This window comes from Nonomuraea sp. GTA35 (genome assembly GCF_041950525.1).
Classification (GTDB): Bacteria; Actinomycetota; Actinomycetes; order Streptosporangiales; family Streptosporangiaceae; genus Nonomuraea.
Window position 1 is genome coordinate 300249 of record NZ_JBGNUV010000004.1, and the last position, 13505, is coordinate 313753.

The window sequence follows — 13505 nt, forward strand, 5'->3', positions numbered from 1 at the left end:
CTTGGCGCGTGGCTGACACCCCCCAGATTGCTGTCGCCAACCAGATGTCGATGTGATTCGAACGCGCAGATCCCCGTCGTCGCCACCTCACGTCGAGCCAACCGGGTGTGGGCCAACCGGAGGCAACGGATTCCGGGGAGACAGCCGCGCTGCTTCCGCCTCGCGACGTGAAGCATGATGCAGCGATGTGTGGCTGACAAGCACGCACCCACCAAGGGGGCATCTGGTGCGGCTATCAGCCTAACATCACCAGCGCACACGGCTATTCCCTGAAGGTCTAAAGAGGCATCAGCGTGTCTCGGGGAACTGAACGTTCGCACCAACCGGGTCGACGTCCATTTGCTGGATGTGCCAGTCATTACCCACTTCTGGCGCGATCAAATCCTGCGTATCCGATGTCGAAAACGCAAGAACCGTGGGACCCGCTCCCGAAACGACCGCGGGCACGCCCACTGCACGGAGACGTTCTACCAGATCCGCGCTCGCCCTCATCGCAGGCGCGCGGTATTGCTGGTGGAGGCGGTCTTCTGTGGCGGCGAGCAGCAGCTCTCGCTCAGGCATCCGGGTCAGCGCGGCGATCAGCAACGCGGCCCTGCCGGCGTTGAAGGAGGCGTCCTTGTGGGGCACGTCCTTCGGCAGCAGCCCCCGCGCGGCCTCCGTGGACAGCCGCGTCGACGGAACGACGGCGACCGGACGGATGCGCTGGTCGGGAGCCAGTTTCACCATATGCGGCAGCCCGTCGTGGTCGGACCACGAGATGGTCAGCCCGCCGGCCAGGCAGGGGGCGACGTTGTCGGGATGCCCTTCCATCTCGGTGGCCAGCGCGTACACGTCGCCGTCGGAAAGTTCGCTATCAGCCAAAGCGCGCGCGGCGAGGATGCCCGCGCACACGGCCGCCGACGACGATCCCAGCCCCCGTGCGTGCGGGATCCGGTTGCGGCAGTGCAGGTGTATGCCCTCCGGCTGAGGCACGCCCATGCGGTCGAACGCCATCCGCATGGCCTTGACGACCAGGTGCCCCTCGCCGGAATCCACCTCCCCCGCGCCCTCGCCCTCCACGGTGACGTGCACGCCGCGTTCGCCGGTGAGCGTGGCGCGTACGTCGTCGTGGAGGCCCAGCGCGAGCCCGAGCGCGTCGAAACCCGGCCCCAGGTTCGCCGACGTCGCGGGCACGCGAATGTCAACGGTCCTCATTCGTTCACTTTTCCTCGTCACTCCCCGTCAGGCGAGGTTGAGCGCCGCCGCGGCGGCGTGGACGTCGATGGGGATGACCACCGGCGCCGGTGCCCCCGAAATGGCCCAGTCAGGGTCTTTCAGCCCGTTGCCCGTGACCGTGCACACGATGCGCTGCCCCGCCTCAACCATGCCCTGCGCGTGGGCCTGCAGCAACCCCGCGACGCTGGCGGCCGAAGCCAGCTCCACGAACACGCCCTCTTCCTGCGCGAGCAGCTTGTACGCGGCCGCGATCTGCCGGTCGGTCACCGCCTGGATGAGCCCGCCCGAATCGTCGCGGGCCGCGGTGGCCAGCGACCAGGAGGCGGGGTTGCCGATGCGGATCGCGGTGGCGATGGTGTGCGGGTGCGCGACCGGCGCGCCTGCGACGATGGGCGCCGCCCCGCTGGCCTGGAAGCCGAACATGCGCGGCCGCTTCGTCGACACGCCGTCGTCCGCGTACTCCTGGTAACCCATCCAGTACGCCGAGATGTTGCCGGCGTTGCCCACCGGGATGCAGTGGATGTCGGGCGCGTCACCGAGCGTGTCGACGATCTCGAACGCCGCCGTCTTCTGCCCCTGCAGCCTGAACGGGTTGACGGAGTTGACCAGCGCGATCGGGTAGCTGGACGACAGCTTGCGGGTCATCTCCAGACAGTCGTCGAACGACCCCTCCACCTGCAGCAGCGTGGCCCCGTGAACGAGCGCCTGGGCCAGCTTGCCCATGGCGATCTTCCCCCGCGGCACCAGCACGGCGCAGGTCAGCCCCGCACGCACGGCGTAGGCGGCGGCGGAGGCCGAGGTGTTGCCGGTGGAGGCGCAGATGACCGCCTTGGCCCCCTCCTCGACGGCCTTGCTGATGGCCATCGTCATCCCGCGGTCCTTGAAGCTGCCCGTCGGGTTGGCCCCCTCGACCTTCAGGTAGACGTCACACCCCGTGAGGGCCGAGACGCGGTGCGCGGGCACCAGCGGCGTACCGCCTTCGAGCAGCGTGATGACCGGCGTCTTCGCGGTGACCGGAAGACGCTCGCGGTACTCCTCGATGAGGCCACGCCACGACCTGCTCATGATGACTCCCTACCTGCGCTGTTGGGCACCGAGTGTACGGGGTGCGCGCACGTGTCGCGGAGCGGTGTCCACGAGTCGGACTTGATGGTTAGACAGGAGCACTATTCAGGAAATACTCAGCATCTCCCGATAGGGTCTCGGCAGGGGGTCACGACCATGAACGCGCGTCCTGCTCTGAGGCAGAACGACTTTTCACCAGTGGCGGCACCGCAGCTCGGCGCCTGGTCACCCGCCCTTTCCGTGAGCGTGGTGGTACCCGCGCACGGCGGGCAGGACAAGCTCGACCTGACGCTGGCGGCGCTGGCCGCACAGACGTACCCGGCGCACCTCTTGGAGGTCCTGGTCGTCGACGACGGCAGCCGGCCACCGATCCGGCTGCCGGAGATCCGCCCCGTCAACACCCGTCTCGTACGGGTGGAGGACGGCTGGGGCATCTCCAACGCCGTCAACACCGGCGCGAAGGCCGCCGACGGCGAGATCATCCAGCGGCTCGACTCCGACATGGTGGCCTGCCGCGAGCACATCGAGGCGCTGGCCCGATGGCACCACGTGACCGACTACCTGGTCACGATCGGGATGAAGAAGTTCGTCGAGCCGCCGCACGTCACTCCTGACCAGGTCTTCCGGGCGGGACACCTGGGAGAGCTGTTCGACCTGGACACCGCCGTGCCCAGCTCGACCGAGGCGACCATCGCCAAGACCGACGGGCTACGCAAGAGCCGCAACCCGTACCACGTGTGCACGGGCCCGACCTTCGCCCTTCCCAGGGAGGTCTTCCACGCCGTGGGCGGTCTCGACCCGACCGTGATCCGCGGCGAGGACACCGAGTTCTCCTACCGGCTGGCCATGCACGGGGTCGTCTTCGTGCCCGACCTGGACGCCCAGGCCGTGCACCTGGGGCTGCCCTCGCAGCACCGCGACCGGGAGCGGGCCGTGCGGGCCGTGGAGCCGTACCTGGCGCACCGGATCCCGCTGCGCAGGGACCTGCGCAAGGACCGGGGGCGGCGGTGGCTGGTGCCGTACGTGGAGGTCGTGCTCGACGTCACCGACACCAGCGAGTCGGTGGTGCGGCAGGCGGTGGCGGCGGCCCTCGACGGCAAGCTGCAGGACATCGTGGTGACGCTGGTGGGGCCGTGGTCGCGGCTCTCGTCCGGGCAGCGCTTCGGCCTGTCGGACCCGTGCTTCGAGCTGCGGCTCATGCGTGATCTGTTCGCCAACGACGAACGCATCCGCCTCATCGACGAGGCCGCCCCGACCCCGGCGCCGACCCCGTTCCGCTACCGGGGGCCGGTGGACGTGCCGCTGCACCGGGCGACGCTGGAGCGCATGATCGAGTCGGTCCAGAAGGATCTCGCCGGGGTGCTGATCGTGGACCTGCCGGACGGGCGTACGGCCCGCCTCGAACGCACCTCGGCTCTGGGGCGCGCGTGCCTGCTCACCTCGCCCGGGGACGACCTGGACGAGGTCATCTCCGCCACGCACGGTGTCCGTCACGAACCTCCCGACCGCTTCTGGCCCGCTCCCGCCCAGCCCGAACCGGTCACCATCCCCGCCCCGCCGTCTGCGCCTGCCGCTGCGTCCGGGCCTGTTGCGGTGTCTGTGGAGAGTGCGGAGAGTGCGGAGAACTCGCTGTTCCGCCGCCTGAAGTCCGCTCTGCGTCCCAACTGACGGTTTCCCTCGGCGCGCTTTTGCGTTGGAGGGGCTTGTGGCGTGGGGAGCCTTTGTGCGCGGGGGTGATGGTGCGCAGGCGGCTCGCGCGCACGCCAAGCCTCACGCGTCGGTGCGCTCGGTGGGCGGTGGGCGGTGGGCGGGTCAGCCGCGCAGGCGTTTGCGGAGGGCGCGTTTCATGGTGGTGGAGACCAGTGTGCGCAGACCCTGCTGGGCTCGGTTGACGGCGGCGAGCTGGCGGCGCAGGGCGCCCACCTCGCGGCGCAGCTCCACGGTGGACTTGCGCCACCGTCCGGCCTCCTCGCGCCACTTGGCCACCTGCGCGCGCAGCCGTTCGGCCTCCTTGGCGAGCCTGGCGGCCTCCGCCTCGGCCTCCGCCCGGGCCCGGTACGCCCCGCGCCGCCCCTGCGCAACCCCAGGTGAGGTGGTGAAGCCGTACGTCTCGCCCTCGACCCACGAGACGCCGGACACCTCGTCCACCACGTCGTCCAGGTCCTCGCCGTCCGCCGCGACGAGGCGGGCCCTGGCGAAGGCGGAGGTGCGTTCCAGGCGGGCCGCCACGACGCCGTCGGAGGAGGTTTCGTGGAGGAGCACGTTGACCAGGCCCAAGGCGTCGTCGCGGGCCAGGTCGAGCAGGCGGGCGAGGGTGTCCTCGCCGGGCGCCCAGCCGGTGGGCAGGTGGAGGACGAAGGGCACGGCCGGGTCCACGTCCGCCGTCTCGGCCAGGCGTACGCGGCCCTCGTGCAGGTAGTGCCCGTGGACCAGCACCAGCTCCAGGTTCGGGTCCAGGAGGGGGGCGCGGCGGTCGCGGTCGAGCGTGGACCAGGGGCCGACGAGCAGTACCGACACGTCGGGGACCGTGCCGGCGAGCACGGCGTCGACCGTCGTGCGGACGGCGTCGTAGCCGCGGGTCCCGTCCACGACGACCGTGACGTACGGGACCTTCCACTGCCGCCCGGGATGCCCTCTGAGCCAGCGGTAGGCAGGGATGCGGTCGGCGACGAACGCGTGGCTGACCCGGTCGATGGGCTGCTTGTCGCGCATGCGCATGGTCGGGCCGAGGTGGTAGGCACGGGCTGCGGGCTCGGGGACGAAGACGGCGCCCGCCTGTCCCAGCCGGTAGCCCATCTCGGTGTCCTGGCCGAGTATCAGCTCCTCGTCCATGGGCCCGGCGGCCTCGATGAGCCGGGCGTTGACGGAGGTGGCGCCTCCGACGTGCAGGCTGAAGGGGCGCTGCGGGTTGTCGGTGAGGCCGTCGGTGCGCTCGACGAGGTCCACGATCCAGGCGTGCGGCTCGGCGGGCTCGAAGTGTCCGGCGAGGTCGCCGGGGAGCTCGGCGGGGAGGTCGGCGCCGGTGAAGCGGATGTAGCCGGTGACGACGAGGTACGGCGCCGCGTGGTGCCAGCGCATGTGGGCCTCGATGGCGCCGGGCGTGAGCACCACGTCGGAGTCGAGCCAGTGGATGACGTCGCCCGTGGCCTGCGCCAGGCCGGCGTTGCGGGCGCTGGCCCGGCCCGGCCGGTCGCAGCCGATCAGCCGGGCGGCGGTGCCCGCGGGCAGGCGCAGGGGCGGTGAGCTGCCGTTGTCGACGACGAGGATCTCGGTGAGCTCGGCCGGGTACGTCTGCCTGGCCAGCGCCGCGAGCACCAGGTCGAGCTTGTCCTGCCCGCCGTAGGCCGGGATGACGACGCTGACCGTCAGCCGGGGTGTGAAGTGCTCGTCGGGGACGAGCACCCGGTAGTCGTTCCCGCGCACCCTGACACGTGAGGTCATGCGGCTTCCATCGGCACGCTCAAGGCCGGCGCCGGAAGGCTGGGAGCCGCCGCCGTCGGCATGCCGTCGGTTTCCATCAGCAGGCTGGGGCGGAAACCGCGCCACTGGTTCGCGGCCACCTTGAGGAAGTGGGCCAGCGGGAGCTGCCAGGTGTGGTCGGCGCTGAGGCCGCGGCGCAGGACGTAACCGAGCCCGTGAGTCCGGTAGATGCGCGCTTCTGCCTTTTGCGCCGCCTTCAGAAATTCAAGATCCACCGCTCGCGGCAATCCAGGAAATCCGCCTATTTCACGGAATTTCGCCCGGGGCACCAGGATCGTGCCACCGGCCACATGATCGGCCCAGACCTCGCTCGGATAACTCGCCCCGCTCGCGAACGTCGTCCGCCTGACCGTCGCCTTGAGCGGCTCCAGGTAGAAGAACTCGGCCGTGGTGCCCACCACGTCGGCCCCGGCGTAGGACATCGCCATCAACAGGTCGGCCAGGTGCCGCGGGCCGTACCAGTCGTCGTCGTCCCACTTCGCGAGGTAGTCGCCGCTCGCGAGCGCCGCGGCCCGGTTGAGCACCTCGCCGAACGGCACGGACGCGTCCGCCTCGATCCACCGCACGGGCAGCGAGCAGGCCGAGACCGCCTCGCGTACCTGCTCGTGGCGCACCCCGTGCAATCCCAGCAGCACCTCCGCGCGCACGTCCCGCTGGCGCTCCATCTGGGCCAGCGCCTGGCCGGCCAGGGCGGGCCGCTTGGTCGCCATGACGATGCTGACCTGCGGGGCGGCGACGGGGTGGGCGAGGCGGCGCAGGCGTACGCTGTGCTCCTCGCGCCGCAGGTCGGCCGGCGAGCGCACGGTGCCGTCGGCGGCGTGACCGAGCCAGTCGCGGTCGGTGAGCAGCGCCGCGAGGTCCTCCGGCACCCACGGCGGCGCGTGACCCGCCGTCAGCGGCACCCCGGCGGCGGCCAGATCGAGCAGGCCGTCGAGCGGGACCCGCCCGTCGGGCCACTCGATCTCCAGGCCGCGCAGCGGGCGCAGCGCGGGCACGTCGAGCGGCTGGCCCTCCACGGCCCAGCCGTTGTCGCCCCAGTGCAGGCGGGCCAGCCCCTTCTCCGGCGTACGCGTGAAGCCGCAAGGGGTGACGGACATGGGTGGTGCGCTCCTTGACCGTTCGAGAGGTGATCGGCGCCTACCTTACGCCCGTTTTACTGACTAGTAGACGCGCATGCCAGATTCGGCAGGACACCCGCTCCGCGCGGCCCTGCGCAGGTTCTGAGCCTGATGATTCGCTGGGAACCTTGGCGAACTTATGGCGCGCTGGTTGCCAATGTTGAATAAGGTGTCAATACTCCCCTGATGTCCGTGAAGCCTCCGATGTCCTGCAAGCCGTGAACGACGAAAGGTATGCGCGGATGCTCTCGCCCCGCCGCCTGGCAGCGACCGCCGCACCCCTCGCAGCACTGGCCCTCGGCGTGCTCGCGCTCCTCGTACTCGCCGACCTGATCACGCTCGGCGCCGCGGCGGCCGCCGTGGCGTTCATGATCTCGCTGGCCGCACTCGCCCTGCTCGTCCTCACCGTGCGCCGCCTGGACGGCAAGGCGCACCGCATCGACCTGCGGATCAAGAAGCACGAGGCCGAGCTGGCCAGGACCACCGCCGCGCTGAAGAACATCGAGACCAGGCTGGACGTGCTGGTGCAGGCCGTCGAGGACTCCGCCGCGCGGCGGGCCGACGACCTCGGCGCGATCCTGGCCTCGCTCGGCGAGGACCGGGTCAACGCCATGGCGCGGGCGCACGAGGTGGCGGAGCTGCGCGAACAAGTCAGAGGTCTGGCCAAGGACCCCGTATGACCCGGATCAGGCACAACGACTACGGCGTGCTGCGTCCGCCGGAGCCCGGCACGTGGCGGCCCACGCTGAAGGTGTCGGTGGTCATCCCGGCCTACGACTGCCAGGAGGCGCTCGATCGCACGGTGCCCGCGCTGGCGCGGCAGACGTACCCGGCCGAGCTCGTCGAGGTGATCGTCGCCGACGACGGCAGCGAGCCGCCGCTGCGGGTGCCGGGTGCGCGGGTCGTACGGGTGGCCGACGGGTGGGGACGCGGCGCGGCCAGGCAGGCCGGGCAGCTCGCGGCCACCGGCGACGTGATCCACTGGCTGGACTCCGACATGATCCTCGCCGACGACCACCTCGAGGCGCACATGCGCTGGCACCACCTGATCGACTACGCCGTGGTGATCGGTGACACGCGGTTCGTGGACGCGCCCGGCGAGGAGGGCGTCCAGACGGAGTACACGAGGAAGATCCTGGAGTCCACCAGGAGGCTCAAGGACGCCGGGACGAACCCGTACCTGCTGCACACCGGCGCCTCCTCCTCCGTGCGTGCGGAGCTGCTGCGCGCCGCCGGCGGCGTGGACGCCTCCCTGAACATGGCCGAGGACACCGAGCTCGGCTACCGGCTGGCCCAGGCGGGCGCGGTGTTCATCCCCGACGCCGAGGCCAGGGCGTGGCACGTCGGGCCCTCCACCGTGATGCTGCGGGAGCGGGAGGTGCACCGGCACAACTGGTCCTATCTGGGCGACCTGATCCCCGACCTGCGCTGGTTGCGCGCGCATCCGCGCCGGCAGTGGCTGGTGCCGTACGTGCGGGTGGCGGTGGCCGCCACGACGTACGAGGAGACGCGCGCCACCGTGGACTCGGCCCTCGCGGGCACGCTCACCGACGCGGCGGTCACCCTCGTCGGCCCCTGGAGCAAGCTGACCGGCGAGCGGCGCTCGAACCTCGACGACCCCCTGCTGGAGCTGCGCCTCCTGCACAACCTGTACGCGCACGAGCCGCGGGTCGAGTTCGCGGAGGGCATGCCTGCCTCGGCGGCGCCCGCCCCCTTCCTGGTCACGCTGCCCGCCGGATGGGTGCTGGGGGCCGACTCGCTCGCCAGGCTCGTCAAGCACGCCGACCGTGACCTGCTGGGCCTGGTCTGCGTGGCGCTCGCGGAGAGCCCTGGCGGGGTCGTGGCCGCCCGGCTGGAGCGCACGGCCGCCTTCGCCCGCGCCGCGCTGTTCCCCGGCGGGGCCGACGACCTGGTGGACGAGATGTTCGGGTCGGAGTGGGTCAGCGGCGACGAGTACGGCGTCGTCCCCGCGGACGAGGCCGAGCCCCTGTCCGGGGAGCCCGCCAAGTGGCGGGCGCTGGCCGGGCAGCGGCTGGCCGAGATCAAGGAGCTGAAGGCCCGGGTGGAACGGCTGTCCGCCGAGGTCGAGCGGCTCGCCGAGCCGCCTGACGAGCAGGAGCCGCGCGGTCCGCTGAACACGATCATGCGCCATCTGCGGAGCGCCGGATGATCGAGCGGTTGCTGGCGGACCTGCGCGAGGCACGGGTGTTCTTCGCCGGGATCGACGACGTCGAGCACCTGCACGGCCGGGACGGCGCGGTGGACCTGGACCGGGACCTGCTGGAGCCGCACGCGGAGCCGGAGCGCTCCCGGGAGGTGCTCGTGCTCGCCAGGACCCCCTCCGACCTGCGCAGGGTCGCCACCCTGCACAAGCTGCTGCCGCAGGCCGAGCGGGTGGTCGTCGCCGTGCTCGACACGCCGCCCGCGCACCCCGCCCCCGTGCCCACGCCCACCCCGGCGCACCGGTGGCGGGCGCTGACGGACCTGCGGGTGTACCAGCCGAAGAACCGGGTCTGGGTGGTGGACGCGCGCTTCTCCGCCGCCACGCCCGCCGGCCGTACGGTGACGGCCACGGCCCGGGCGTTCGCCGGGCACCGCCTCGACGTGATCGCGGCGCCGGCGGCGGCCATCGCGGGCGTCGGCGCGGCCGACTGGCGGCCGGGTGACCCGAACGCGACACCCGCCGAGGTGAGCGGCCCCGTCCCCGAGCGCGTGGGCGCTCCCGGCTCCGACGTGGTCCTGCGCACGCTGACGGCGGACGCCCTGGGGCCTGAACCCGGCCCGCGTCACGGCGGCGAGCCCGCCACGGCCACGCAGACCGGATGGGCCGGAGCCGAGACGCCCATCGAACGGCCCGCGCTGGAGTCCCTGAGCTGGGAGCGGCTGGGCCGCCCCGGCATGACGGACTCGCCGCTGGCCGACCCCGACGTGCTCGCCGAGCCGTCGATGATCCCGCCGGTGGACGAGCGGCTGGTGAACCCGCAGGGCTTCGTCACCACCCCGTCGCGCGGCATGGCGTCGCTGGCCGAGCGCGACGGGCGCTGGTCGGTGGTGCTGGACGGGAAGGTCGTGACGTCGTTCGCCGAGTCGGGCGGCGTGACCGACGCCGATGTGGCCAGGCTGCGCCAGATCAGGGGCGTCGAGGTGGACTGGCGGCACGCGCACAGCGGCCCGCTGACGGCCGTACGGGTGCTGGCCGGGCTGAGCGCCGCCGGGGTGCCCCTGGTGGCCGGCACGGTGCCGCGCTGGGCCGGCGCGCTCGGCGGCGAGCTCGTCGAGCTGCTCACCGGCGAGCCGGACCTCTCGGACGACCTGCGGCGGGAGGAGCACAGCATCCGGCTGCGCCGCGCCGCGCTGCGCACCCACGGGGTGGCCGCCCGGTGGGAGCAGCTCGGCGCGCCCGCGCCCGCTCCCCCGCTCACGTCGGTCCTGCTGGCCACCCGCCGCACCGACATGGTGTCCTTCGCGCTCGACCAGATCGCCCGCCAGCGCGGCGCCGGGCTGGAGGTGGTCCTCGCGCTGCACGGCGTGCCGAAGGGGCATCCGGACGTGGCGGCGGCGATCGCCGCTTTCGAGGGGCCGCTGACCGTGTTCGAGGCCGACCGGCGGGCCGTCTTCGGCGAGGTGCTGAACGACGCCGCCTCCAGGGCCTCCGGGTCGTTCCTGCTGAAGATGGACGACGACGACTGGTACGGGCCCGACTTCCTGGCCGATCTGCTGCTGGCGCACGCGTACTCGGGGGCGCAGGTGGTCGGCACGGTGCCGGAGTTCGTCTACCTGTCCTCCATCGACGTCACCGTGCACCGCCATCAGATCACCGAGCAGATCACCAGCTTCGTGGCGGGCGGGACGATCCTCGTCGAGCGGTCGGCGTTCCAGGCCGTGGGCGGGTTCCGGCCGCTGCCGCGCTCGGTGGACACGCAGTTCCAGGAGGCGCTGCAGGCGGCGGGCGGGCAGATCTACCGTACGCACGGGCTCGGGTACATCCTGCGCAGGGGCCCCGCGGCCAACCACACCTGGCAGGAGCCGCTCGGGACGTTCCTGCAGCGCAACAGGCGGCAGTGGCGCGGCTTCCGGCCGAACGCGCTGATGGCGCTCGACGGGAGCCCCCTTTCGTGATCCCGCGCATCCCGCACAACGACTTCGGCGTGCTGAGCCCGCCCGCGCTGGGCGAGTGGGAGCCCACGCTCACGGTCACCGTCGTGATCCCGGCCCACGACCGCCAGGAGACGCTGAACCTCACGCTCGCGGCCCTGTCGGCGCAGAGCTACCCCGAGCACCTGCTCGACGTCATCGTCGTGGACGACGGCAGCGCCACGCCGCTGTACCTGCCGGACCTGGCCCCCGCCAGGACCAAGCTGATCTCCAGCCCGCCGGGCGGCTGGGGGCGCGCGTGGGCGGTGCAGGCGGGGCTCGACGCGGCGACGGGCGAGGTCGTGTTCGTGCTGGACGCCGACATGGTGCCGCACCGCCGGCACGTGGAGGCCCAGCTCCGCTGGCACCACCTGGCCCCGTACGTGGTGGCGCTGGGCTGGATCGACTTCACCGGCCCCGGCCCGCTGCCCGCGCCCGAGCAGGTCGTGGCCGCGCTGGCGGAAGGCGCCGAGGAGCGGCTCTTCCCCCTGTCGCCGCACCGCCACGACTGGGCCGAGCAGATCATCCACGACCACGACGGCCTGCGTACCGCGCCCAGCTCCCTGGCCACCAGGATCCACGTGGGGGCCACGGTGTCGTACCCGGCGGCGTTGCTGCGCTCGGCCGGCGGCATGGACACGTCCCTGGTGCTGGCCGAGGACACGGAGCTGGGCTACCGGCTCACGCAGGCGGGCGCCGTGTACGTGCCCGACCCCGAGTCCAGGGCGTGGCACCTCGGGCTGCCCACGGCGATGCGCGACCACGGGGCGCTGAAGCGGTACAACGATCCGTACGTCGCCGACCGGGTGCCGTACCGGCGTTACCTGCGGACGGACGCGGGGCGGCAGTGGCTGGTGCCGTACGTGGACGTGACGGTGTCCGAGGGCGCCTACGAGGACGTGCGGGCCACGGTGGACTCCCTTCTGGCCGGCTCGCTGCCCGACGTCAGGGTCACCGTCACCGGCCCCTGGGAACTGCTCACCCCCGAGCGGCGCTCCCCCCTGGCCGACCCCCACCTCGACCTCCGGCTCGTCCACGCCGCCTTCGAGCACGACCCCCGGGTGCACTTCAGCCCGCCCCCCACGGGCACGGCGCCGTTCCGGCTGTCGGTCCCGCCGGGCTGGGTCGTGTCGAAGGACACCGTGGAACGCCTGGTGGCGTACCTGGAGGAGCACGACTCGGGCACGCTGTGCGTCGTCCTTGAGGAGACCGCGGACGGCGTCACGACCGCCCGCCTGGACCGCACGGCGGCCCTGTCCCGCGCCGCCCTGGTGGCCGGGCCGGGCGAGCACCTGGACGACCTCGTCGACGCCCTGTTCGGGCTGGAGTGGGTGGACGGGGAGACGTGGGGCTTCAGGCGCCGTCCCGCCGTCTACCCGCCGCGCAGGCGCCCGCCGTCGGAGGTGGCGGTCCTCACGGCCAGGCACGAGCAGGAGCTCGCCCGCTACCGCAAGCGCGTGGCCGCGCTGCGCGCCGAGCTCGCGCAGGCGCGCAGGGCGGCGGGCAAGAACGGCCGGGACGCGGCGCGGTGGCGTGAGAAGGCCGAGGCCTGGCGCCAGGAGGCGGTGCGGCTGGCCAGGGAGCGGAACCGGACGGTGCTGAAGCGCGCCGTGCGCCGCGTCCGCAACCTGGCCTTCCCCGGCGACTAGCCCTACGCGTCCGTGTCCTTCGGGTGCCGGTCGGCCGCGTACACGAAGTGCACGGTGCGCCGGTCCGTGTCGACTAGGTATCTCACACGTCCGCCAGAGGTGACCTCGAACTCCCAATGCGGCAGGTCACGCCCGCCAAGACTGGCGGTGGCCAGTCGGCCTCGCAACCGATGCCGCCGATCGGGGTTGTCCATGGAAATCGGGTCGTTCCGCAGCGCCTCGTAACACCGGCGGGCATTTCCCGGGGCCTCCGTGCACAATGCCGCCCGTCCCTTGGCTGCTTCGTTCGTGGCGAACCGCAGGCGCCATTCGTCGCCGATCGGGGGAGGCGCCACATCGTCCCCGCGCTTCGGGCTCACGGCGCGAGCACCTCACCATGGTCCTCGTCCGGTAGGGGGCGGGTGAGGTGGGCAGTCAGGGTCGGATCGGCCAGGATGCGGGCGGTCGCCCGCCACTCGGCGATCACCCTGTGCAGGGTGGCGTGGACATCCAGCTCCACAGCGTCCTTGGTGGCGGCGACGAGGTCCCGGACGAACTCTCGCTGTTCCTCCGCTGAGAGGTGCCGGGTCCACGAGAACACGGCGGGAAGCGCGTGCTCGACGGCCCGGACGCCTTCGTCGCTCATGACGAGCGCCGAGAGCAGGTGGGCCACGACACTCGCGGTCTCCTCCCGCTCCCGGTCGTGCCGGGCGGTCGTGAGGTAGAGATCCTCCCCGTCACGCCGCCTGATGTGCACGCGATGCGCGCGGCTGACCGTTTCGGCGACCTCCTTGGAATGCTTGGAGAGATCGCTGAAGGGAACCGCCGGCGTAGTCACGCGACGACGGTACTTCGGACCGAAGTC

At 72.2% G+C, this 13505-nt stretch carries 10 protein-coding genes; 5 read left to right on the forward strand and 5 right to left on the reverse strand.

Features of this window, described 5'->3' with window-relative positions; translation table 11 throughout:
• Nucleotides 1-288: 288 nt before the first annotated feature.
• Nucleotides 289-1194, reverse strand: coding sequence for a homoserine kinase (gene thrB / locus ACBJ32_RS19860; protein WP_375127963.1), 906 nt, complete (start codon nucleotides 1192-1194; stop codon nucleotides 289-291).
• 27 nt (nucleotides 1195-1221) lie between these two features.
• The gene (gene thrC, locus ACBJ32_RS19865; protein ID WP_375127964.1) at nucleotides 1222-2280 is read right to left on the reverse strand and encodes a threonine synthase; all 1059 of its coding nucleotides are present in this window, start codon (nucleotides 2278-2280) and stop codon (nucleotides 1222-1224) included.
• Between the two features lie 240 nt (nucleotides 2281-2520).
• Between thrC and ACBJ32_RS19870 the strand changes: the two genes are divergently transcribed.
• Nucleotides 2521-3948: a glycosyltransferase gene (locus ACBJ32_RS19870; protein ID WP_375127965.1), complete on the forward strand. Its 1428-nt coding sequence runs from the start codon at nucleotides 2521-2523 to the stop codon at nucleotides 3946-3948.
• A 144-nt stretch (nucleotides 3949-4092) separates the two neighbouring features.
• Here the strand turns inward: ACBJ32_RS19870 and ACBJ32_RS19875 are convergent, their stop codons facing one another.
• On the reverse strand, nucleotides 4093-5721 hold the full coding sequence (locus tag ACBJ32_RS19875) for a glycosyltransferase family 2 protein (protein WP_375127966.1): 1629 nt from the start codon (nucleotides 5719-5721) through the stop codon (nucleotides 4093-4095).
• Nucleotides 5718-6857 carry a glycosyltransferase family 2 protein gene (locus ACBJ32_RS19880; RefSeq protein WP_375127967.1) on the reverse strand — a complete coding sequence of 380 codons (1140 nt, stop codon included), beginning with the start codon at nucleotides 6855-6857 and terminating at the stop codon, nucleotides 5718-5720. The genes ACBJ32_RS19875 and ACBJ32_RS19880 overlap by 4 nt, the downstream gene beginning before the upstream one ends.
• Nucleotides 6858-7096: 239 nt before the next feature.
• Here ACBJ32_RS19880 and ACBJ32_RS19885 point away from each other — a divergent pair, with 239 nt between their 5' ends.
• The 4 genes from ACBJ32_RS19885 to ACBJ32_RS19900 are packed head-to-tail and all read left to right on the forward strand — an operon-like array spanning nucleotide 7097 to nucleotide 12661.
• Nucleotides 7097-7558: a hypothetical protein gene (locus tag ACBJ32_RS19885; RefSeq protein WP_357875817.1), complete on the forward strand. Its 462-nt coding sequence runs from the start codon at nucleotides 7097-7099 to the stop codon at nucleotides 7556-7558.
• On the forward strand, nucleotides 7555-9048 hold the full coding sequence (locus ACBJ32_RS19890; protein ID WP_375127968.1) for a glycosyltransferase: 1494 nt from the start codon (nucleotides 7555-7557) through the stop codon (nucleotides 9046-9048). Before ACBJ32_RS19885 ends, ACBJ32_RS19890 begins: the two co-directional genes overlap by 4 nt.
• Nucleotides 9045-10997: a glycosyltransferase gene (locus tag ACBJ32_RS19895; RefSeq protein ID WP_375127969.1), complete on the forward strand. Its 1953-nt coding sequence runs from the start codon at nucleotides 9045-9047 to the stop codon at nucleotides 10995-10997. The genes ACBJ32_RS19890 and ACBJ32_RS19895 overlap by 4 nt, the downstream gene beginning before the upstream one ends.
• Complete coding sequence (locus tag ACBJ32_RS19900; RefSeq protein ID WP_375127970.1) at nucleotides 10994-12661, forward strand: glycosyltransferase; 1668 nt, start codon at nucleotides 10994-10996, stop codon at nucleotides 12659-12661. The genes ACBJ32_RS19895 and ACBJ32_RS19900 overlap by 4 nt, the downstream gene beginning before the upstream one ends.
• Before the next feature lie 355 nt (nucleotides 12662-13016).
• Here ACBJ32_RS19900 and ACBJ32_RS19905 read toward each other — a convergent pair whose 3' ends face one another.
• Nucleotides 13017-13478 carry a hypothetical protein gene (locus ACBJ32_RS19905; RefSeq protein WP_375127971.1) on the reverse strand — a complete coding sequence of 154 codons (462 nt, stop codon included), beginning with the start codon at nucleotides 13476-13478 and terminating at the stop codon, nucleotides 13017-13019.
• Nucleotides 13479-13505: the final 27 nt, after the last annotated feature.

What these genes read in the sequence shown, in the direction of transcription:
- thrB (WP_375127963.1), bottom strand. Translation starts at nt 1,194, where the DNA reads ATGAGGACCGTTGACATTCGCGTGCCCGCGACGTCGGCGAACCTGGGG.
- thrC (WP_375127964.1), bottom strand. Translation starts at nt 2,280, where the DNA reads ATGAGCAGGTCGTGGCGTGGCCTCATCGAGGAGTACCGCGAGCGTCTT.
- ACBJ32_RS19875 (WP_375127966.1), bottom strand. Translation starts at nt 5,721, where the DNA reads ATGACCTCACGTGTCAGGGTGCGCGGGAACGACTACCGGGTGCTCGTC.
- ACBJ32_RS19880 (WP_375127967.1), bottom strand. Translation starts at nt 6,857, where the DNA reads ATGTCCGTCACCCCTTGCGGCTTCACGCGTACGCCGGAGAAGGGGCTG.
- ACBJ32_RS19890 (WP_375127968.1), top strand. Translation starts at nt 7,555, where the DNA reads ATGACCCGGATCAGGCACAACGACTACGGCGTGCTGCGTCCGCCGGAG.
- ACBJ32_RS19895 (WP_375127969.1), top strand. Translation starts at nt 9,045, where the DNA reads ATGATCGAGCGGTTGCTGGCGGACCTGCGCGAGGCACGGGTGTTCTTC.